Origin of the sequence: Labilibacter marinus (genome assembly GCF_001659685.2) — a bacterium.
Classification (GTDB): domain Bacteria; phylum Bacteroidota; class Bacteroidia; order Bacteroidales; family Marinilabiliaceae; genus Saccharicrinis; species Saccharicrinis marinus.
The window spans coordinates 14,009-37,300 of the sequence record NZ_LXYE02000056.1 but is presented as its reverse complement, the minus strand read 5'-3'; the positions used below and the strand labels follow the sequence as shown (position 1 = coordinate 37,300).

Below are 23,292 nucleotides of genomic sequence, written 5' to 3'. Positions count from 1 at the left end.
AATATATAGCAAAGGAAAATTTGTTCAGTCAGATATCCCGAATAAGAAATATTCATGATATTAAAACAACCTTATATTATACATTAATAAGTTCTAGGTAAACTTTAAAAAAAAGGAAGATTACAAATATATAGAATTCGTTTACTAAAAAAAAATAACCTGTAAAATTAAGAGATGTCCTTTATTTTCTTTGCTGGAGACCCCGCAATTAAAATATAATCCTCTTCGAAAGTCTTATTTACGGTTGAATTAGCCCCTATAGCAACATTATTACCAATCATGATATCTCCATAGATTTTCGCACCAGGTCCTATATACACATTATTACCAATTTTGGGAGCTTCTTTTTTTCCTGCGGATGCCCCGATATTAGTGCAAGCATGGATCCTGCAATTTTCCCCAACTTTGGCTGCTTTATTTACTACAATAGTTCCGTAATGAACAATAGCAAGTCCTGAACCAAAAACATTTATTGGAATTGAAAAACCTAATTTTACGGATATTTTTTTAAAACTTAATCTTAAAAACTCGCACCTAATTTTACCCCAAATATCTTTCCTACAGTTTTTATAATATTCTAATTTCCGAAGTTTCTTTTGAAACTGCCAAATATAATGTGGCGCAATAATTTGCTTAATTCTTGTTCTAATTCCTCTATTTATACCTAGAGCTACTCTATCTGCTTCTAAATAGTCTTTATAATCTTTCTTTGTCTGAATCATATTAGCATGTTTAGAACATTAATAGTTATAAATTTGAAATAGTATTAGTACTTACTTAAGTAAAAATTCTCGAATGATACAGATAATAATTTATAACCTTCTGTGTTTAGATGAAGAAAGTCCCTAGAATAATCTTGGCATATTTGGTGTTGATCATTCATATCTTTCAACAAAAGATATGAATCAAAATAATATGCATTATCAATTTCTGCTACTATTTTTTTCATCTCACAATTTACTTCTAATATTCTATAACGCGTAATATCATCCCATAAAAAACATTTTCTAACAAATTCTGGTTTACCTACTGGAAATATGGAAGTATAAATTATTTCAATATCATTTGAAGTACATATTCTAATAATTTCACTAATATTATTAATACATACTTTAGTAATATCTATATCCCTCTCGAAACCTATACATTTAAGATCATTAATCCCCACCTGTAGAATAACACTTTGGGGTTTAAAGCCATGATCAACATTATACTTAAAACTTTGAAGTGTTTCGATGCTTGTTTGACCATTTACTCCAAGATTAATGTAATTGATATTTTCAGAAAAAGAATTATGCCAATCTTTAGCTCTCGAATCACCAATTAATACCATATGGTTATAACCTTTCGGATATACAACAATATCGTTAACGCCATACTCTATTTTTTCTAAGTTTTGATTCTTGTATGAGAGTAGTATTAAATAAAAAACGAATACACCAATTAAAAAAACACTTATTCCGATAATTAAAATATTTTTTTTTAATTTTTCAAACATCCCTTATTTCTTAATACATTAAAAATATGATTTGAAACCACTTCTTGGGCTTCATAATTCCAATGTCCATACGTATTAGTTACATCCCAATAATAGTAGTCTCTTTGAGTTTCTCCTACATTTAGTAAATCCTGATATACACAACTATAATTAACTCTTGCTGTATCCAAAAGTTCCTTGATATTTGGCGTAATTTCCTTCTTAAAAATAAAAAAAGTATTCAATTTACCTAACCAATCAAAAGACCTAGTAATTCTAGTATCTATACCAATCTCTTTTTTCTTATAGATAATAGAGTCTACAGCATCTACTTTAGGTTGGTAAAACTTATCAAAAATAATACTTTTAAATTTGTCTCTTTTTGAGAGTTTGTAAGCATTATTCATTGACTTTACAATACAACTTTTTTCAAAAATGAAACTTAGGCTATTGTACAATTTATACATATTTTTATTTACAAAAGAATAGTCTATTACTAAACTATCTTTATAGGCTAATATTGGAGATGGCACAAAATTATTACGAAAACTGAAATCTTTAGGTTCTACCACAAAAATATAGTAATCGCAATTAAACTTAGAGGCCAGATTTTTATATAAAATTATCATATCGTTATAATTATAATTACCTACCCCAAAATTAAGCACCTCAACTTTTCTATTATCTAAATAATTATTACTTCTTTCTTCCAGTAATTGGGTGAAATGATAATCTTCAAACATATGAAAACCTTCTGTATGAGAATCTCCAATAACCCCTATTCTTATTGAATTATCATCCTTATAAGGAGGATAAGGATAACCCAAGTATCCAAATTGATTTACTTGACCTAAATAAAATCCTTCTTTAAATATTGATATTCTTTTCGAAGGGTTCATTGACTTACCTAACTCCTTTGTTAATCTATGATATGGTAACTGAATTTCTACAACTTGATAGTATCCTTCCAATAGTAATAAAGCAACAACTACTCCTATTATAAAAGATATTAACTTTTTAATATTTTTCATCTCATTAAAATTGAAAATAAATAAATGGAAGAGGTTGCGAATTAATCATATAAAAAGAAACTAACATAAACATAACAAACATAACACCATATGAAATATATTTATTAGGCAATTGACCTAGAAAAACATGACTACGACTCTTATATTCAAGGAGATCAAATAAAAATGTGATTCCTACAAAACCCAATACAATTGTTAAAAACCTATGAGGATAATTACCCCAATTCCAATTAGACAATATTTTATAGTATTCGCTAACAGAGCTTATATTATTAACTCTAAAGAAAAACCAGGTTAGATTAACTAGAAAATAAGTTGCAATAATACTAACAAAGCCATTAATACCATTTATGAACTTACTTTTCTGGACATTAATGAAGGGTGTTTTATAAAAAGATACGATTATTTTATGTACCGCCAAATAAAAACCATGCATTCCGCCCCATATAACAAAATTCCAACTAGCCCCATGCCATAATCCACCTAACAACATAGTTAGCATTAGATTAATGTAGGTTCGGTATCTTCCCCTTCGGTTACCACCTAATGGAATGTATAAATAATCCCTTAGCCAACCCGATAAAGAAATATGCCATCGTCTCCAAAACTCTGTTATATTTTTTGATAGGTACGGTTGATTAAAATTTTTCATTAATTCAAAACCAAAAAGTTTAGCTGTACCTCTTGCAATATTAGAATAGCCAGAAAAGTCTGCATATATTTGAATCGAGAATAGTAGTGTAGCTGACAACAGTTCCCAAGACGAGTATCTGTCCATATGAGAAAAAATATGATCAACATACCTTCCGGACGCATCCCCAATTAATACTTTTTTAAATAGTCCATAAACAATTAACACAACCCCATCGTAAATCTGATTCTTCGTTGCCCCATTTACCCTTGAGACTTGCGGTATTAGGTTTGTAGCTCTTTCAATCGGCCCGGCGACAAGCTGAGGAAAAAAAGATACATATAAAGCAAAGTCTATGAAATTATTTGTTGCGGTCAGTTGTTTTTTATAAACATCAATTGTGTAAGATAATGTTTGGAATGTATAAAAACTTATTCCAACTGGGAGTATAATATTAATATGTAAATAATCTAAATTATAACCATACCCTTCAACTAATGAACTAAAGCTATCAACAAAAAAATTAAAATATTTAAAAAAGCCTAGAATACCCAAATTAGCACTCAAACTTATTATTAGTAATAGTTTTCTTGTAGGTTTACGATTCTCTTTACTTATTAGGATGCCTATGAAATAATCAACAATAGTGGATATCGCTAATAATGAACAAAATCTCCAATCCCAATATCCATAAAAGAAATAACTACAAAACACTAACCAAAGGTTCCTACCCCTCTTACTGGCTAAACTATAATACACTGGTATAGAAACCGCTAGAAAGAATATAAAAATAAATGAATTAAACAACATTATTTATATATTAGCAATTAGTATAGCTAGATATTAGCTGCAAATAATTTTCCTTGAATTTGTTAACTGAAAAACTTTCACTTACATGTATACTTCCAGCTTCTCCAAACTTGGTTCGTAAAGAATCATCATTAATTAATAATTTCATTGCAGCTACAAGTTGATTAACATCTAATGCGTTAACGACAAACCCCGTTGATTCATGCAGAACAATTTCGGTATTATCTCCCACATTTGTACATACAATAGGTAATTTATAAAAGGCCGCCTCCAACAAAGTATTTGAAAGACCTTCAAAAATGGATGTACATAAATAAACGTGAGACTCAATATATAATTGTTTGATTATTTCTGGTCTAGGGTTAACTACTAAATCAACTCCTTTTATTTTATTTTGATCAATAAAATCCCTTATTTCATGTTCAAGTATACCATAGCCAACAATATTATATTTGAGATTTATCTTTCCTCGATAAAATTCGGATAACTTTTTAAATACTTTTAAAGCAGTAAAGTAGTCCTTTTGCTTAACAAACCGGCCTACACTTATCACGTTTAGGCAATCTTTACTTTCTCTATCAATTTCTTCCTTATCAAGGTCAATACAATTATGTATCATCCTAGATTTGTCCTTTTTAAAACCTTTTTTAATGAAGCTCTTCATCCCGTCAATATTGTTGAATATTGTTGCATCAAAAACATTATTATGTAATAGTTTTGTTAACCACAATTTATGCGCTTCCAATTTACAGTTCCTAACCCCTCCTATAACATTTAATTTTCTATTATTTAACTTTACCAGACCGGCCAAAAAGTTATCCATTGTTAAATATGAAAACAATAGAAAAATATTTTCTTCTAAAATACTTTTATTTAAAATGTTAACTTTTTTAAATAGGTTACCCTTAACTTCAACTATTGTAACATTTCCTACCATTACTCTATCCAGATTACTCTTTGCACTACGATTTATATCCTGGATAAAAAGAGTTACTTTATAATGTTGAGAAAGAGCGAGAGCTAATAATATACACTGTTTCTCCGCTCCTCCTTTTGCTAATGACCCGATTAAAATAGCTATCGACTTTTGCATACTATTCTGACTTTAATCTTTTATATTATTATACAATTTAAGCGTATTCCCCCCCATAGATTCAATACTAAACTTTTTAGTAATTATATTAATAGCATTTTTAGACAAACGTTCTGAAATATCCTCATCCTCTATAACTTTTAATAGCCATTTTGTATACTCTCGACTGTTACAAGAACTAACTAATATACCTGTCTTTAAATGATCGATAAGCTCATCTGTTCCTCCTCCTTTACTCGCAATTACAGGTACTCCACAGGCCATCATTTCCATTAATGCATTCGATATGCCTTCCAAATGAAAAGAAGGGTTTGATAATAACACTCCTACATTAAGAATATTTATTATTGACTCTACATCCATAACATTGCCAGTAAATACAATATTTTCACAATCTTTATAACGTACTTTATAATCGGCTAACATAGGTCCATCTCCAATTGCAAAAAAAGTTATATCATTCCTTTTTTTACAAATTTCACTAGCAACATTTAAGTAAGTTTCATAGTCTTTCCTTTTTGTGAATGATGCTACCATTCCAACGCAAATAGGAGTTTCAACACCATATTTAACTTTAACATTATACTCATTCTTACGATTATTAAATCTATCAAAATTAAAACCATTGTAAATCACACGACCTTTTTTAATTGGTACGCTATATGCATCCAACCCAGCTTGCGAATTAGCAAGTACTATCTTAGAAAAAGGAAATGTTAACTTAGCCCTATACCATGTTGAAGAATATTTAACACACATCGCATTGGTTATCATTGCATTTAACAATGGTATGTTTTTTAATGCACAAATGGAAAACATGTAAACCGACGGCATAGTTCCCCAGCTATGCACTAAATCAGGACGAAAAGAACTAACAATACTCCATAATTTAAAATATACCGTTGGATCCTTTTTTATCTTACGCTTTAAAATAATTACCTCAGTCCTTTTTAGCTCGAAAACAGAAGGATATTCGACCAAGTCTTTAAGCAATACTAGTTTAATTTGTATACTATTTATATTATCAAAATATCGCAGTAATTCTAACAAACGTCTTTCCTTACCACCCTTCATTAGATTATCTGTAATCATTAAAACCTTCATGCCAATAATATAGAATATTTATTACTACTTAATAAACTTATAATTAATTCAAAGAATAGTAAATTTTACTATATTGTTCGGCTATGCGAGTCCAGCTGTATTTCTTTTGTATTAACTTATAAGAATTTTCCGCTTTGTCTTTCATTTCATCAGGATGTTCAAAAGCAAACTGTATTTTATCCGCAAGGTCATTAGAATTCTTATTCTCAAAAAACAACATCTCTTCATCAGAGAATACTGATGTATTTTCAGGAATATCACTGCTTACAATAAACTTTTTTGATGCAGACACCTCCATTAACATGATGGACATTCCCTCTATCTCCGATGGGAAAATAAACAATTCAGATAACTGAATAAGTCCCATTAACTTTTCTAAACCGTCTACATAACCGATGTATTTAACATTTAAATCACTATGTTTTTTCTTTAGACCATTAACATAACTCGTCGCATGGCTCAAATCTCCCGCTACTACAATCGGATTTTTATAATTCACTAATGAAAGCGCCTCTAGCATTGTATGTAAACCTTTCGTAGACATTACTCTTCGCGCTGCAAAAAGTACATAATCTCCAGTTACTGCATTAATATTTAAAATATTCTTAGCGCTTTCTGAATCAATAGATTCATTTATATCAATTCCATTTGGTATAAATTGAACTCTATCTCCATACTTACCATTATAATACTCTGTTAATGGTTTTGATATAGACGTTAGGTATGCCCCACTGTTTATGAATATAAACTCCATTAGTTTAAAATAAAGCTTCCCAACAAAATTCCATTTATCTCTATGGTAGGCCGCCTCATGAGATGTCAACACAACTTTAAACTTTAATCTTAATATTGGTACAAAAAGTGCACAATCAACCTTATGGGCATGAATTATTGTTGTTTTAGGGACTTTTAATAGAAGATATAAGGTACATAGGAAATTATAAAATAGAACCCCAACCTCCTTAAAAGGAAACTCCTTTATTTCAACTGTTTTTACATTTTTAATATAACCTTTAGCTGCTTTATTTTTATAACAGAATATAGAAATATCATATTGCTCAGACAATTTTCTAATAATGTTTTCAACAACTCTACTCGTGCCTCCTTTAGAAGGAAAATATTTTACTCCAAAGAAAAAAATCTTCGTTTTCATTTTTTATGATTTTATTAAAGAACCTCACTATCTATCAGATAACATACTCTCCAGAATTGGCTTAGAGTATTTTCTATAATCAAATTTATCCTTCCCAAGCTTATAACTATTATTTCCTATACACCTAGATTGATCAGGATTTTCTTCTACATACCTAAGTTTCTCAGCAAACATCTTAACGTCAAACTTCTCAGCTAACAATGCTGAAGTATCATCAAAAAGTCTCGCTATTTCACCATATTTAGTAGAAACAATAGGACTATTGGCTGCGCAATATTCTGCAACCTTATGAGGAAAGCGTGCAATATCCTGAGCAGTATCTCTTAAGGGGATCAGTAATGCATTTGAATTTACATACAACCCTACTAATTCTTTATTTGACACTCCACTTAATATTTCAACTTTCTCCTTTAACGATTTTTCCTCTATTAACTGATGTAATTTTTTTAATAATGTAGTGCTACCATTAACAACTAACTTCAAATTAATGGTATTAACCTGTGACTCCTCATAACTATCAACTATAAAGCGTATAACATCAAAGTATGATAAAGAACCACAATATAAAAAATACGATTCTCCATTTAATCTAGGTTCTGAGTCATATAAAGCAAAGTCTACTATTGGAGGGAGGTATATTTTTGGTTTATTAGGAGTATATTTATTAATATGCTGAGTCAATAGTTGACTGATAACAAAAAAGCCATCATGAAAATAAAACATAAAACGATCATACATTTTATCATTAAGCTTTAAATACCACTTTTTTCTAGTGTCTACAGATGAACGCAACTCAAAATACACTAAGTATGATGGTATTTTTAGAAGTTTAAACATTAGCCCCCAAAATAGACTGTATATAAACTTATTACAATATACAATTGCTCCACTTATATTTTTGTTTCTATACAATGATAATATGTAAAAAAACTCATTTACCTTACCTGCTACTCTGCTATACACTTTTGTAACAAATGAATTCGGCGTAAAAACATGAGGAGCCATCAATATATAATCAATACCTTCAACATTTCCTCTTTCATTTAAGTTCTCTGTTAACTTAGTCTTTTTTACAAAGGAATTTCTTATTACACAAAATTCCACCCCTTCTTCAATGATCGCCTTACCCATCATTTTCAATTTTTGAACGGGCGCTGTTCCTTTAGGAAAACCATTTAGGCCTATTGAAATTATTTTTTTTTGCTGCATTGGTAAATGAATTACTTTATAATTCCCAATTCTTTTTCTTTATTTTCTAATTCTCGAAGAATCTCTTCCTTTCTTTTCTTTGGGTCTTTTTCAAAAATATAGACTCCAGTTTTAAGTTTTCTATCCTTATATTCTTCTATTGAAGTAATTACTTTTGCAGGGTTGCCTCCTGCAATAGAATTTGAAGGAATACTTTTTGTAACAACACTACCAGCTCCTACAATAACATTATCACCTATAGTTACATTTGGGCAAATTATTGCACTTGAACCTATTATTACATTATCTCCAATTTTTATTCTGCCAAAAAAATTCAACCCTGGGTGTTTATCCCTAAAAATAGATACTCCACCATGAGTTATAAACCTAATCTCCTGAGTAAGGCGAACATTTCTTCCCACTTCAATTAAGAAGGGTTCGGAACCTAAGTGCAACTTCCCCGTAATCCTAGTCTTTTCACCTATTTTAATTCCATAATACTTTTCATAAAGCTTAGGGCGATCATATTGGCCTGCTAAATGAATTCTTAATTTATGATAAAACTCTCTAAAACTCTTCATCATAGTTACAATTATTTAGTATTATTTTCTATCCCTTTTAACTGACCTAAAAATTCATCTCGCACCTTAATACCGATATGATTACGATTAACAACCTGCAATGCTTTTTCTCTTACCTGAGTTCTCGCATTACTATCTAAATATATGGTTTTAAGTAAATCAGAAATACTTTTCTCTTTATTCGAATTCATCACAAAAGCCCACCCTTCATTCTTTGCGTATTTACTTAATGCTGTACTTTCATGTGCAAAAACAAAAATTGGGGTGCCTGAAGCCATATACTCAGGCACCTTAGTAGGCATAGAAAATCTTATAAAATCAAGATTGGCTTCATCAAAATCCATTGGTAAAACCAGCAAATCTACATTAGAAAATTTATTAGGCAATTCGTCATATGGTATATAGGCCTTAATTACAGTACTCTCATTTTTTAATAATTCCTTTTTTATTGTTTCTTCAATTTTGCCACATTGAATCTCAAATTTAATATTTAGTCCACTCTTACTAAGGCTTTCTATTGAATTTGAAATTGTTACCACAGAATGAGATGTACCTTTGCCAATACGTCCTGCATACAAAATAGTAAAGGATTTGTTTTCCGATTTATTATCGGAATATTTTGACCAAAACTCTAAATCAATACAATTATGAAAGGGAATAAATTCAAGATTATATCGTTTTTTATATTCTTTGCTCATTTCATCACAAATACTCATATGTCCACGTGCATTCTCAAATATATAACGAATATCTCGTTGCATTTTTTCATTCCAATAAAGCTTAGATAATCCACCTTTATTAATTATTGACATCCAGTCATCCATTATATGAACTACTATTGGAATAGATATATATTTGTATAATTTTCTCGTAAACTGCACAGATTCTATTGACCCTAACTGAGTATAAATAATATCAGGCTTCTCCTTTTTCACCCAACTTATAAATTTATTTGATGGAAATAATCGAAATATTACATTATGAATACCTAATATATGTAAGAAATTTATCATTTTGTTTTTAAATGACTTGTCATATTTAGATTCCTTCAGGCTATATTTCATTCCATTATTATCTACCTTTGCGGATTGTTCAAAACTAACTTCCTCCGACTCATATTTAGGCTGAAGTTTATTTAATGGCCACGGACGTCTTGTTTCATCATAACCAAACCTATAATATCGATGACATAATTCAATTCCTTCAACATCTATTTTTTTAGCTGCTACAATTATTTTATCCTTTGGCCAGCCCTTAAATAAATTAAAAAAAGTAATTCCTCCACCTGTATTTAGGTTTATTGAGTTCCCAATTACCAAAATTTTGGGATGAGATTTTTTATACATATGAATTACAATTGTTTTATTACTTTACAAGGGTTACCAGCTGCTATAACATTTGCAGGTATATCTTTTGTAACCACACTATTGGCTCCAATTATTGTATTTTCTCCAATACGTACTCCTTTTAACACACTAGAGTTTAACCCTAACCATACATTATTACCTATTTGAACTGGCGCTGAAGAGTTACATGGTATCCTTCTTTTCTGTGGATGTATGTTATGCCAATCAAAATCTGAAATAAAAACATTCGCACCACATAAAACATTATCACCAATATCAATATTGTTTGCAGCACCAATAACAGTTCCACTTAATCCGCAGTTTTTTCCAATTTTTAAGACTGCTCCTTTTCGTAAAGTGGAAATTGTTGTTTTTCTGTAAATTCCAGCTAAATTATATTTAGAGCTTGATGCAAACCTGGTACTTCCTCCCAATTCAATTCGGCTTTCAGGATATCTAGAAAAGCTCGCTAATCCATTAAATATGCAACCTTTTCCAAGTTTTACACCCCTAATTTTTAAGGAAACTCTCATTATAATACCTGATCTAAACTGTTCAAATTTCAATCTGTATTTTCTCAACTTCCGTATAACATAACCTAAAATATCTTTTTTCATACAGATAATATATTTGTGTTCAATAAATATTGGTTATAAACGTTTATTCTTTATCCCAATTTCTTTTCATTATTACCTTACATGGATTACCTATAGCAATACAGTTCTCTGGTATGTTACCATAAACTACACTATTCGCTCCAATAATAGAATTCCTACCAATTTTAACTCCCTTTAAAACCACACTGTTTGTACCAATAAATACATTATTTTCAATAATAACAGATTTAGGCGTTGGGCTAGTATGTCTTTTGTCTGGATCGGAATGATGCCAATCGGTATCCATCACATTAGTATTTACACCTAATAACACATTATCTCCTATAGTTATATCAACTGCAGAAGTAATAGTTGCAGAAGTACCCCCAACATTTTTTCCTATTTTTATTCGGGCCTTATCATTAAGTGTTACAAACGAGCACTGATTTGAAATACTATGTGGGGAAGCCCATTTTGACGAAACAAAAAAGCTTCCATCGCCTATGCTAATGGAGGAAGAAGGGTATCTACGGACAAAGCATTTCCCATTAAACTTAACATTCTTTCCTAACTTGACTCCTTTTAAAGAACAAATCGCTCTCATATATATACTATAAATCAAAGAAAGGATTTTTTTCTTAAGCTGCCTATACTTATACCACATGAAACCTGTTATGTCATTTCTATGATAATCTTTCATGATTACAAAACCTTTATAGATAAATATTCTTCTACTATAGTTAGCTTATTAAAAGCTTCTTCACAATATCGTACCACTTTCTAAATAAATATAAATCGTACATGCATGAATAATAATACTTATTACCATAAGTACTTTTAGGGATAAACCTCTTAATCTGCATTTTATCTTCATCCTTAAAAGGAAGCTTATTACGTCCTCTTTCAGTCGTTATAGCCAATTTATAACCTGTATTCTTAATTAAATCTAATTGTGTTCTATTGTATGCTCCATTAGGATATGCAAACATATATGCTCCTTTACTCGCAACACTATTAACATAGTCTTTACATTTAATTAATTCATCTTGTAACTCATCATCATTCAGGTTAGTGATAATTTCATGATTATTCGTATGATTTCCAATATAAACCATCGAGTTAGATTCAAACTCTTTTAGCTCACCAGTAGTCATTGGTCTATCTGTATCACCAATAGGGCATAATATACCTTTGCCATAATTAGCCTCTAATTGACTTTCTATATCAATAGTTTTATTGCCTTTTAAACCATTCTGTATATCTAGAATATCCTTTCCTCTTTTTCCCAACTTAAACTCTGTTCGATAAACAGCATCCCACCAATAACTTTTTTGATTAATTGAGTGCCCTGATGAAATAAAGAAAACAGCAGGTACTTGATATTTCATTAAAATAGGTACAACTCTAGTATTATTATAATACCCATCATCAAAACTTAAGAGAACATATTTCCCCTTTCTATCCAAATTACAAAAATCATCATGAGGAGATACAAATTGGTATCCTCTTTTTTTATAAAACTTTATAATGCTTTCAAACCTCAGTAATGTTATAGCTTGCTGAGGATCACAATCTCCCTTAAATGCCTCATTTTCATCAGTGAAAATACCATGAAACAGAAAAGAAATTAAATATCCTTTGTTATAGCCAAATAAAATAAGCAAGCGAGCTAAAAAATAGTCAAACCTTTTAAAAATACTCTTTATGTTCATTTTTTAAGAATTCAATTTATTAGCTTCATTTGTTATCTCTTGGTAAACGTTTACTAAATCATTTACAATTTTATCTGTCTCTTGTCTCTTTAACCCTAAAGAACGAGCTCTCATCCCAAGACTTTGGGCTACTTCTTCATTTTCTTTCAAATCCAATATCGCTCCAGCTAACTCAAACCAATCCCCTGCTTGTACTAAAATACCCTCTACACCATTTTTTAATATGCTTGGAGTTCCCCCAACAGCTGTGGCAATAACAGGCATACCCATTAACATAGCTTCCTGAATAGCATTCGAAGAATTTTCAATGTGCGAAGTATGAACAAATAAGTCGCTATCCAAGAATAATTTTACCATTTCATTAGGATTTTTAAGTCCTCGAAATTTCACATTTATTTTATCCGGATCAAGCTTCATCTTTTTACAAAAAATGCTTATAACTTCCTCTTTACCATTACAACCAACAATATGCCATTCGATATGGTTGTTAATTGCATTAAGCCGTTCCATACATCCAAATATCGCTTCAAATCCTTTAAACGTCTGCGGAGATAATACACTAATTATCTTAAAGGTTCCTGTCCTCTTCTTTTGCCATTTCTCATTATAAAACGGCTCTCTAAGCATCTCTTCAACATGAAAATACTTAGCATTTGGGGCCATTATTTTTAGTATTCTTTTATCCCAAGCAGTTCTACCTATTATAAACTTGGTACTTTTTAATATATCACTTTCTTGCTCTTCCGTTTTTAACAATCTTTTACTTCTTGCTAAAATTCCCCTTCCTTTTACATTTCGTTTAAGATTCCCATATTTAAGTAGATCTTTATTACTTAAAAATGTATTCCATTTTAAGTTACAATGGTGTATACTGCCTTGGAACCATATAACAACAGGTACTTTAATCTTTGGTATAATTAGTCCAAACAAACCTTCTGACCCAAAAACATTTATTACATCAGGTTCTATATCATTTACGATTTGCTCATAGTTTCTAATCTGATTATCTTTTCGTACATCTCCCTTTTCGAATTTCCTTTTTATTACATTCGAAGGCATTGGCGTATAAACTGGATGATAAATTGAATTTGAATGTTCAAATCTATCTAATGGCCTAGACCAATTAAAACAAATATGAAGCTCAATATATTTATTAGCTTCAAGTTTTTCCTGCAATGAATCCATCCATCCACCTCCTTGAGTTTTTGAGCCAACAATATCCTTTGCCCTAACTGGAGAGTTTGTAAACCAAAGTATTTTATATTTCTTATTCATTTAATATGCCTTTAGCTTTACCTGAAATAATTTTTTTGTATTGATAGGGACCAAATAATGGTCCAAAAGAGGCACAAACGATAGTTGCCATGATAATTCCCATTAATCCAAGATCAAGAGTTTTAGCAAAAAATATCGAAAGAGGTATATTCAATAATGCAGCTGGTATAGCAATATAAAACTGTATCTTAACTTTCCCAACTCCATTTAAAAAATTCATATATATTGATGAAAATGCCATGTAGATAACGTAGAATGCCATCATTAAAGTTAAAGAAAAAGGCACATCAACTTTTCCTTTACCCAATAGATTATATACCCAATCAGAACATAATACCATAACTACATCGACAACTAAAAGAAAAACCCATACTAGATGCAATTTCTTTATAATCTTTTTAATCCAATCATTATCATTTTTTGTATAAGCATCTGTAAAAGCCGACCAAAAAGGAGTCATAAAGATCCCAACCGCAGTAATTATAATACGGAAATATTTATATGACAAATCATACGGAGTTACATCTTCAGGCGAAAACAAATGTGAAATCAAAAAATTATCTGTAGAAAACATAACCAATGTGGCCAAGTGTATAACAAAGAATTTAATTCCTAAGTTAACTACACCATTAATACGTGAAAATCGCACAAATTTAAACGAAGGTGCATACTTCTTGTACTTACTAGAGTAAAAAAAGATATTAGCTCCGAGAAGCACGACTAATGGAGATATGCAATAAAGCATCCCCAAGTATAAAATTGAACTGTCTGTTGTTCGTATTAAAAAAAATAATATTCCTAAACTAATTATTCTTGATATTAGTCTAAATAAATCTTTGTAAAATGGCTGATGATTTGCTGTAAGAACAGTAGAAATTAATTTCAAAACGAATCTTAAAGAAAAGGACGTAAAAACAAAAATCATTAATAATTGAATAGAATCTTTTAACTCAATGGAAGTATTAAAAACCTTATACCACTCTACGAAAAAATGGACTCCAACAAATATGAATAATAAAATAAACGAGATCACCCCAATCGTAGCATAAGTAGTACTTACATACTCCTTAGCTTTATCATCTTCACCTTTTGCAATACATTCCGAAAACTTATTCCTAAGTCCATTACCTAAACCAAAATCAAGAAAATCGAACCAAGCAATAAACGAACTAATAGTAACCCAAATACCATAGGTCTCCTTAGATAAATAATCTATATTCATACGAATGGTAATAAAACCTAAAACCATCCAAGTCGATTTTATAATCAATGAAAATAAAATATTTTTTTTTGCAAGTTTAGACCTTGAATTCCCCCCTACTATTTTATTGACCAAACTCTTTATCATGCCATCACATTTTTTTTACAATCACTAGCATTTAAAACATACCATTTATTAAAAAATAATGGTATAACAATTCCCATTAAAACAAAGTCGAGCATAACAGTTGTAGTGTTTGATAGCAAAAACAACAACCATCCAATTAATGGACCCCACATTCGAGTTTTTTTGGCATCCATTATTAACCTTCTAGTTAGAAGTACTACAAATAACATGTATATTCCTCCACCTAAAAGCCCATAATAGTATAACAGGGATAAATAGCCTACATGAATTTGGGACGACCTACCATGAATGGTTCTAACTAGTTCTATATCTTTAGAGCCTTCTTTTCCAAATGAATGAAGTTTTCCTTTACCAAATATTGGATTTTTTGGAAACAACTTCCCAAATACCTCAAATGCAACTAACCTTGTTCCTGCACTTCCCTGAGTTAAACCACCTCTATTTTTCTCAAGTATCCTTTCATTAATAATCTTATCAATATCATATTCTACAGTTTTAGCTCCATAATACAATGACACACCTGCCATTATTACTATTAAAGAATATTTAACAATAACACTTAAATTAAATCCTTTATAAATTGGTATTAATATCCATGTAAATAAATAATTTAGCATGATAAACCTAGACTTATTAAAAAAAGACACCAAGGCACCTAAAAGAAATATGACAAAATAATCCTTCCCCTTAGCAATTTTCTCTTCTACAATTACAGCCATTATGGGAAAAAAACTTAATCCTAAAATAGCTGATGGTCCAAGCCATGTATAAATAGATCCTAGCCTTAACTCTTCAAATGAAGTATTAATATGCCTATACTTTGGATTTATAAATATATCCTTATGAACAAACTGCTGCATTGAAATAACTATAAAGGCAATAATAAGCACACCCGTGCTTATTTTTATGATTAATTCATAAAACGGCTTATCAAACTCAACATTATCAAGAACTATAAAAATCAATAAGCTCGTAATGTATTTATTTCCAAGCAAGTCATAAAAGCCAAACCCTTCTCCAACCTTAGTGACATCCGAGATTATGGTATAAATTACAAATAATAGAAGTACTACAGTATAGTTTGACAACTTAATACTAAGTCCATCTAAAATCTTAAAAAATACAACACCATAGCCTAGAAGAGATATAAATAAATGAAATTCTCTACCGATAAATGTCAAAGTAAAAAAACCAACAAACGGAGCAATACTAAAAAATAATATTACAAGAAGGCATAACAGGTTCGCAATTGAATGTCCTTTATATAAATTCATTTAAAACTCTAAATTGAATTTTCATTATAATATTCGTGTCCATACTTATCAAATTTCTTAATCGGCACGTCATTATATATTATGCAAGATTTTACCTTTCTTCTTAAAAGTTCATTCTGCACTTCTAAAAATTCATTTTTAGGTGTTTTTTTAAGTCTTACAACGAACATACATATATCTATGTAATCCATAAAAATATATGAGTCTGAAACAATACCAAGAGGAGGCGTATCGACGACAATGTAGTCATATTTTTGTTTCAAATATTCAAATAACTCGCCAGTTCTAATCGACGCTATTAATTCAGCAGGATTAGGAGATAACGAACCCGGGAAAATAATATCTAAATTTTTATTATCTGTTTGATGAATTATATCTTCCACAGAAACTTGATTACTTAAGAATTCTGTTAGTCCTTTCCCATTATTATTTGAATACAAACCATCTACTTCTTTTCTTAAGTCAAACCTTAATACAATTGTCTTATAACCTGCACTAGCAAAAACAAAAGACGTGTTTAGTGCAACAAACGACTTTCCTTCTCCACTAATGGTTGAGTTTATCGAGATCGTCTTACACCCTTCATCTTTAAGCATAAATCTCAGCCTCGCTCTAATACCCCGAAAACTTTCTACTACAATTGACTTAGGATACTCGTCAACAATATTTTCAACTTTTTTATTGTTATGATATATTTTACCAATTTTTGGTAATTGAACAACATGATCTAATTCACTAGCACTGGTATAGGTCCTTCGTAACAATTGTTCAATACGTAGGAAAGAGATTGGAATAACTAACCCCAAGAAGACTGCGATAATATAATTCAATTTCTTCTTCGGCGATTTTGCTCCTCCTTGAAGATCAGCAGGTTCTACAACTTCAGTGTCTGCTCCATAAGATGCCTTTGCGATTTCAGCTTCGGCTCTCTTTTCAAGTAAATATGTATAAATCGCATCATTGATATTAAATTCTCTTTCAATACCTACTAACATTCTTTGAGTCGAAGGCATTTTTTTCATTTCTCTACTCAACTTCTCTATTCGCGCCGAAACATCCTCTAGAGCAATCAAATTATTTTGTCTATAATAGGCAATGTTTTCAGAAACCATTTTTCTAAGATTCTCAAATCTTATATTAATCTTTCTAAGGTATGGGCTTTTTGATTGATTATTTTCAATAAAATTAATTCGTTCTGAATTTAGGCGTATTAATTCTTCAATTAGATTATTTAACATGGGATCATCAATTCCCATGGCGGAAGGTGCAATAAGTTCATCATATTCCTGATTTTCTTCAAAGTATTCATTGACGTACTCATAATACTTCTGACTCACCTTTAACTTTGCTTCCTCATTTTCCAAATCTCTCATTTCTTCAATAATCTGATTGGACTGCATAGTAATATTTGTCAACTCATTTCTTGAACGAAAGGCTTGTAAATTATATTCAGCCCGCTCCAATGAATCTCCTACAATATTAAGCTGCGTATTAATATATTGAATAGTTTTTTGAGATGATAAACGTTTCTTCTCTAGCTCTAGATTTATATAAGAAGATGTTAAACTATTTAAAAAATCTATTTCTTTTTCTGGTGTAGCAGTAAGGATTTTAACTTCAGCTAGCGTCGATTCTAAGTCTGGTGGTAAAACCTCAATTCGTCTTTTATACTCTCTAATTAAACTATAAGTTGTATTAATTCTAAAAGAATATTTCTTGCCAATTAACTCACTAACATCTACACTCGAATTAAGAATAAGCTTAAATTTCATTTGATCAGAGTACAGGTAAGTATCGTATGCCATATGCTGGTCAAACTCTATTTGACTAATTCTTTGAACGATATCCTTAGTAATAAAGCTATAAATTGAAACTTCATCTGATTCAGCATTAACACGACAAGAATCCTTGCTTAGGATTTCAACATAAAAATCCTCACCAATTGGTTGAGGAAACTTTTTATCGATTATAACAATGAATGGAGATGATTTATATAATTCTTTCCGCTTAAAAAAATCGTGCTCATAATACGATATTTCAAAATCAATTTTTTCTAAGGCTCTTGAAATAAGGGGTCCAGACTTCAATGCAACCATTTCATTTGCGAGACTTTTAGTCGAGCTCATAATACCAATATCCTGAAGTAATTGAGCAGAAGCATTACCCAATCCCTTTGTATCTTCGTGTATAACAACAGTAGTAGAAACTTCATATACTTTAGGACTATATTTATTATAAATGAAAGCAAGTGAAACTGACACGCCCACGAAACAAAAAATTAGAAACCAATTTTTCGCTATTAAAGCGACAAGAGTTTTTACATCCAAAATATTGGACTCGTTCATATTAGAATTAGTCATATCTATGGTTAGTTTTGAATTGCATTAATAACTAATAAAGCTGTTGTAATGGTGGAGAAAACCAACGTAATAGGAATCGAAATATCTTGCCATTTCACAGATCTTCTTGGCCTAATATATACGACATCATCTGGCTGTAAATAATAGTTATAATTAAAAACTAAATTATCATCCGTCATATCAACTACGTATTTATTCGCTACATCATCCTCATTTCTTATTATAACAACTTCCTTCCTATCACCATGAAGAGTTAAATCACCTGCTAATGCAATTACTTCAAAAATAGTAATTTGATCCTTTGTATATGTGTAGTACCCTGGATCATTTACCTCCCCAATTACAGATACTTTTTTAAACGCAAACTTAATTTCAACATTAGGTTGATCAAAATACGGAAGTAAAATTAATCGTATTTTCTCTCTAGCCTCATCAATTGTTAAACCAGCTAATTTTACCTTTCCAACTACAGGGAAGAATACATTACCATCTACATCGACAGAATACGAAAAAGAGTTCATTGCTAACTCATTACTAGCTTGAATAGATCTACCCTCCGCCCTATTCCCGAAAAAATTAAACGACACATCATCAAAACTTGAGACTTTTATTAGAAGTTCATCATTTGGTTTAACTTTATGTTTCTGGGGAGGTCTATAAGCATTTTCTTTTTCGGAATTAGTTACCCTTAGATCACTAAGAGCAACAGGTTCTTGCACATACTCAAGTCTCTTTTGTGTCATACAGGATGTAAACACAATTAACAGCAACAATCTAACAAATATTTTCATAGTCTATTTTTTTCTTATTTTACTGGGTAACACAATAGTAAAACATTATATCTAAATATCTTTATACTAAGATTACCAATCTCTGCCCTGATTATATTTATTTTTTAACATAAAGTAAAATAGAACCTTACTTTAAATTTAAATAATATTCCTTTATAACTTACGCGCTAAATCTGCAACCAAATGTAATACACTTATAGGATACAGTACATTTTATATGACGAAAGTTAAGTATTTTTAGAGGAAAAAATATTTAACTAGTTTATCATCTACAATAAGGAAATTACATCCCAATAAAAGGCTGTTTTTTATACTCACCTACTAAATATTCCAGTCTTTCCACATATAAATATGCTAATTTACAATCCCACAATACTTTTTTAATGAAAAAAAACTATATTTATTTCAATATTAAATATAAACAATTTTTCAAATGAACATAGATCACCTTGGATTAGTGGTAAAATCTATTACCAAAGGTATCAAGCAATGGGTAGATTGTTTTGGGTACTCTCAAATGACTGAAGAAACTATTAATGTAAAACAAAAAGTTAAAGTTGTCTTTATGGAAAAACCTGAATCACTAACCATAAAACTTCTTGAACCCTTAAATGAGGATTCTCCTATTTATGCTTTTGCTAGAAGAGGAGGCGGTCTTCATCACATATGTTTTAAAGTCGGAAACTTAAAAGCTGAGATATCTCAGCTAAAAACTACAGGACTGCATCTTATTTCACCTCCAGCACCTGGAGAAGCTTTTGAAAATAATGATATTGCATTTATGCTTGCAAAAAACAATCTTAACATTGAACTGATTGACACCGAAAAAAAAGCCAACATCATTAAAGAATAAGTTAATCACTTCTATTTTATTAAGATAACTACTCTTAATAAAGATGCTAAGGGCTTTAATATTTTTTTTATTCTTTTATTCCCAGCCAATACTTCTTTTAACTTCGTAACTTCAAGATCATTCAAAGGGTGAAAATTGATTAATAATAAAAGCCAAAGAAAAGAAAATATCATAGACCCCAGTAGTAACCCTAGTACACTCTCTAAATTAACCATAAAAGGTACAAAAACGATAAGCATCAATATTGAAATGAAACCATATCGAATTAACAATACTTTATCATACTTAATTATTTGATATTTCCTGATCATAAATAACATTAACAAGTTTTTCAACAATTCTCCTGTTACCGTTGCTGCTGCAACTCCAACAATACCCCAATACTGCATGGCATAAACACCAGCTGCAATGCTAAATATCACTACTATCCTCGAATATAAATTAATCTCAACACGCTCTTTTAATTGTATAACCAGATTTAAGGGGTAAAACAAGCCTTGAAAAATTAGTCCGAATAAAGAAACACAAGCCACCCAATACGCAGGAAGGTACTTAGCCTCAAAAACATGAATAATAATGCCTTTACCGAATATGAAGAAATATAATACTGGAAAAATAAAAAGAGGCAAAAGAACTTTTATACTAAAATTATAAAATGCATTGATTTCTCTATCATCAGTTGTCTTCGAAAACCGCTTAAAAAAAACAGGTTTTAAAACCGATTCAAATTCCCTGAATGGTAAAACCTTATAAAACATCTCATATATTTTTAGAGCAAACCCATATAAGCCAACATAGAAAGGTGAAGATATTGCCGCAATAATATATTGGTCACTTGTTTTTCCGATGATACCATAACCCAGTTCTGAAAAGAAAGAAAGGCTATAAAACCTCAAAACTCTATTTTTAATTAAACCTAGCTCTGTACCTTGTTCCTGAACTTCTGCATCTTTTTTCACTAATTCAGCTATCATTGCCCTCAGTACAATTACAAAGAACAATACCGAAACCAAAGCCTCTACATACAACAATAAGTCAACTGAAATATCTGACAAGAAGTATAAATATAGGGAAGAGCGTACGACTACTACCACAACATTAGCCTTAGCACTTATGGGATGCTTCAAAAAAGATGCAATAATAGTTTCCGACATTACTTTCAAAGCATAACAGAACACAAAAACGATAAATGCCGCGAAGTATATTTTAAAGTCTGGAAAATTAAAAAAGGAAGCAAAGTCCTCTTGAAAAATGTAAAGCAGGAATGAGAATAAACCTATAAAAGCTATGGCAAAAAAATGAGAATACAGTACTAACTTTCTAACTATAACATAACTTCTTGCAACTACTAATTCAGGTACATATCGCAGAATTACATTTTTTATAGGGCTGGTGATAAATAACTGATAAACAAAAAACAATCCAAATAAAAACGTATAAGCTCCATAAGTCTCCACTGGCAATTTTCGAATTACCAATATAGTTGCAACAAGGCCAATAACCTGTGTGATTATTTTACCTGCATACACCCAAAGTGTATTATTTATAAGTTGCTTCTTATGCGAGTTCGACATTTTGAAATACTACTTTTTGAAATGGGTAGGCCTTTGGTATTTTTTTCTACCCATCAAACGTAATAATATAAATTTAAAATACTCAAACTTGAGTACTATTGAAATTTTAAGACCTGTAGATTCTACATCGATACGTTGAATGTGATTAGGAATAACATCATCCCCTACTCCAATAACTCCAAAAGTAATATCACTAAAGGGTTTAATCCTATCAAAAAGTTCCATAGAGATATCGTGGTCGCGCAGAGGAAAAGCAAAAACAGAATAATCTAAACGAAACTTTTCCTTAACCCATTTTATACTTTTGCAAGTTTGCTCATACTGTTCATTCAAACTTAATTCATCATATTTAGGATGATCCATACTATGGCCACCAAAAGTAAACCCTTCTGAAATCATTTCATTAATTTCTTCCGTTGATAAATAGATAGATTGCTCACTTAAGTATTCACTTACATCTATCTCAAAAAGCTGAAGCATCTCGTTTAATATGTGAGATTGTGCATAATTAACCTGAGACAAAGAAGTTTTAAAATCACCATCCTGAATTCTAACTTCTGTAAAAAATGCTTCCCAACGGCTTCTATTAGAATCTATCTGAGCCTCTGTAACTCTTTCTTCAATGAGATTTTTCTTGCGCTGATAATGTAATTCCTTATTATCAACAAATGTAGGGTTTATGAAAAACGATGCAGAAATATCGTACTTCAATAAAATGGGACGAAAGATATCATAAACAACACTTAACCCATCATCAAAAGTCAAGTAGACACTATTCTTAGGTAATGGTTTTCCATTTTTTTTACTTTCAATAATATCTACAAGAGTGACAAATTGAAAGTTCTTTTTCAAGTATAGAATATCTTCTTCAAATTGCTGAGCTGTTCGGTATGTATTTTCATTAATGACTGCATCCGAATCAACACCTAAAATACTGTGATAATTAATAACAAGCAGATTCCTATTGGCCAACTTTCTAACGAATTTAAATGGCAATAAGGAAACTAAATAAAATACTATTGTCTTAATTTTTAATTTTAAGATTTTCACAAGTTGTAATAGGTTTCAAACTTTATTATTCAAAACTAACTATTA

At 30.4% G+C, this 23,292-nt stretch carries 20 protein-coding genes and 1 pseudogene; 1 reads left to right on the top strand and 20 read right to left on the bottom strand.

Annotated features, from left to right (window positions below; genetic code table 11):
• Positions 1-167: 167 nt before the first annotated feature.
• From A8L32_RS21675 to A8L32_RS21590, 18 genes and pseudogenes are all read right to left on the bottom strand, one after another.
• Positions 168-722 carry a serine O-acetyltransferase gene (locus A8L32_RS21675; RefSeq protein ID WP_066633230.1) on the bottom strand — a complete coding sequence of 185 codons (555 nt, stop codon included), beginning with the start codon at positions 720-722 and terminating at the stop codon, positions 168-170.
• Between the two features lie 44 nt (positions 723-766).
• Entirely contained in the window at positions 767-1,498 is a 732-nt protein-coding gene (locus A8L32_RS21670; protein ID WP_066633227.1) for an SGNH/GDSL hydrolase family protein, read from the bottom strand.
• The gene (locus A8L32_RS21665) at positions 1,483-2,508 is read right to left on the bottom strand and encodes a hypothetical protein (protein WP_066633224.1); all 1,026 of its coding nucleotides are present in this window, start codon (positions 2,506-2,508) and stop codon (positions 1,483-1,485) included. The genes A8L32_RS21670 and A8L32_RS21665 overlap by 16 nt, the downstream gene beginning before the upstream one ends.
• Positions 2,509-2,512: 4 nt before the next feature.
• Entirely contained in the window at positions 2,513-3,853 is a 1,341-nt protein-coding gene (locus A8L32_RS21660; RefSeq protein WP_158027277.1) for an MBOAT family O-acyltransferase, read from the bottom strand.
• Positions 3,854-3,959: 106 nt separating this feature from the next.
• A complete protein-coding gene (locus A8L32_RS21655) occupies positions 3,960-5,042 on the bottom strand; it encodes a glycosyltransferase (protein ID WP_066633218.1) in 1,083 nt (360 codons plus the stop codon).
• 12 nt (positions 5,043-5,054) lie between these two features.
• Positions 5,055-6,146 carry a glycosyltransferase gene (locus A8L32_RS21650; RefSeq protein WP_066633216.1) on the bottom strand — a complete coding sequence of 364 codons (1,092 nt, stop codon included), beginning with the start codon at positions 6,144-6,146 and terminating at the stop codon, positions 5,055-5,057.
• Positions 6,147-6,189: 43 nt separating this feature from the next.
• Positions 6,190-7,299 carry a glycosyltransferase family 4 protein gene (locus A8L32_RS21645; RefSeq protein WP_066633214.1) on the bottom strand — a complete coding sequence of 370 codons (1,110 nt, stop codon included), beginning with the start codon at positions 7,297-7,299 and terminating at the stop codon, positions 6,190-6,192.
• 27 nt (positions 7,300-7,326) lie between these two features.
• Positions 7,327-8,508, bottom strand: a complete 1,182-nt coding sequence (locus A8L32_RS21640) for a glycosyltransferase (protein WP_066633213.1) — start codon at positions 8,506-8,508, stop codon at positions 7,327-7,329.
• A 146-nt stretch (positions 8,509-8,654) separates the two neighbouring features.
• Positions 8,655-8,807: pseudogene (locus A8L32_RS23890) on the bottom strand (DapH/DapD/GlmU-related protein); the annotation flags it as partial.
• A 272-nt stretch (positions 8,808-9,079) separates the two neighbouring features.
• Positions 9,080-10,414 carry a glycosyltransferase gene (locus A8L32_RS21630; RefSeq protein ID WP_066633207.1) on the bottom strand — a complete coding sequence of 445 codons (1,335 nt, stop codon included), beginning with the start codon at positions 10,412-10,414 and terminating at the stop codon, positions 9,080-9,082.
• Between the two features lie 5 nt (positions 10,415-10,419).
• Positions 10,420-11,031, bottom strand: coding sequence for an acyltransferase (locus tag A8L32_RS21625; RefSeq protein ID WP_083631454.1), 612 nt, complete (start codon positions 11,029-11,031; stop codon positions 10,420-10,422).
• A gap of 43 nt (positions 11,032-11,074) precedes the next feature.
• On the bottom strand, positions 11,075-11,614 hold the full coding sequence (locus tag A8L32_RS23765) for an acyltransferase (protein WP_158027276.1): 540 nt from the start codon (positions 11,612-11,614) through the stop codon (positions 11,075-11,077).
• Between the two features lie 136 nt (positions 11,615-11,750).
• A complete protein-coding gene (locus A8L32_RS21615) occupies positions 11,751-12,722 on the bottom strand; it encodes a polysaccharide deacetylase family protein (protein WP_066633204.1) in 972 nt (323 codons plus the stop codon).
• Positions 12,723-12,725: 3 nt separating this feature from the next.
• Positions 12,726-13,997 carry a glycosyltransferase family 4 protein gene (locus tag A8L32_RS21610; protein ID WP_066633203.1) on the bottom strand — a complete coding sequence of 424 codons (1,272 nt, stop codon included), beginning with the start codon at positions 13,995-13,997 and terminating at the stop codon, positions 12,726-12,728.
• Positions 13,990-15,345 carry a lipopolysaccharide biosynthesis protein gene (locus A8L32_RS21605; protein ID WP_083631453.1) on the bottom strand — a complete coding sequence of 452 codons (1,356 nt, stop codon included), beginning with the start codon at positions 15,343-15,345 and terminating at the stop codon, positions 13,990-13,992. The genes A8L32_RS21610 and A8L32_RS21605 overlap by 8 nt, the downstream gene beginning before the upstream one ends.
• Positions 15,342-16,619 carry a hypothetical protein gene (locus tag A8L32_RS21600; RefSeq protein ID WP_066633201.1) on the bottom strand — a complete coding sequence of 426 codons (1,278 nt, stop codon included), beginning with the start codon at positions 16,617-16,619 and terminating at the stop codon, positions 15,342-15,344. Before A8L32_RS21600 ends, A8L32_RS21605 begins: the two co-directional genes overlap by 4 nt.
• Positions 16,620-16,627: 8 nt before the next feature.
• A complete protein-coding gene (locus A8L32_RS21595) occupies positions 16,628-18,979 on the bottom strand; it encodes a GumC family protein (RefSeq protein ID WP_066633200.1) in 2,352 nt (783 codons plus the stop codon).
• An 8-nt stretch (positions 18,980-18,987) separates the two neighbouring features.
• Positions 18,988-19,722 carry a polysaccharide biosynthesis/export family protein gene (locus A8L32_RS21590; RefSeq protein WP_066633199.1) on the bottom strand — a complete coding sequence of 245 codons (735 nt, stop codon included), beginning with the start codon at positions 19,720-19,722 and terminating at the stop codon, positions 18,988-18,990.
• 481 nt (positions 19,723-20,203) lie between these two features.
• Between A8L32_RS21590 and A8L32_RS21585 the strand changes: the two genes are divergently transcribed.
• Positions 20,204-20,623, top strand: a complete 420-nt coding sequence (locus tag A8L32_RS21585) for a VOC family protein (RefSeq protein ID WP_066633196.1) — start codon at positions 20,204-20,206, stop codon at positions 20,621-20,623.
• 11 nt (positions 20,624-20,634) lie between these two features.
• Here A8L32_RS21585 and A8L32_RS21580 read toward each other — a convergent pair whose 3' ends face one another.
• Positions 20,635-22,197 carry a lipopolysaccharide biosynthesis protein gene (locus A8L32_RS21580; protein WP_066633193.1) on the bottom strand — a complete coding sequence of 521 codons (1,563 nt, stop codon included), beginning with the start codon at positions 22,195-22,197 and terminating at the stop codon, positions 20,635-20,637.
• A 9-nt stretch (positions 22,198-22,206) separates the two neighbouring features.
• The gene (locus A8L32_RS21575) at positions 22,207-23,247 is read right to left on the bottom strand and encodes a polysaccharide deacetylase family protein (RefSeq protein WP_066633190.1); all 1,041 of its coding nucleotides are present in this window, start codon (positions 23,245-23,247) and stop codon (positions 22,207-22,209) included.
• Positions 23,248-23,292 lie beyond the last annotated feature (45 nt).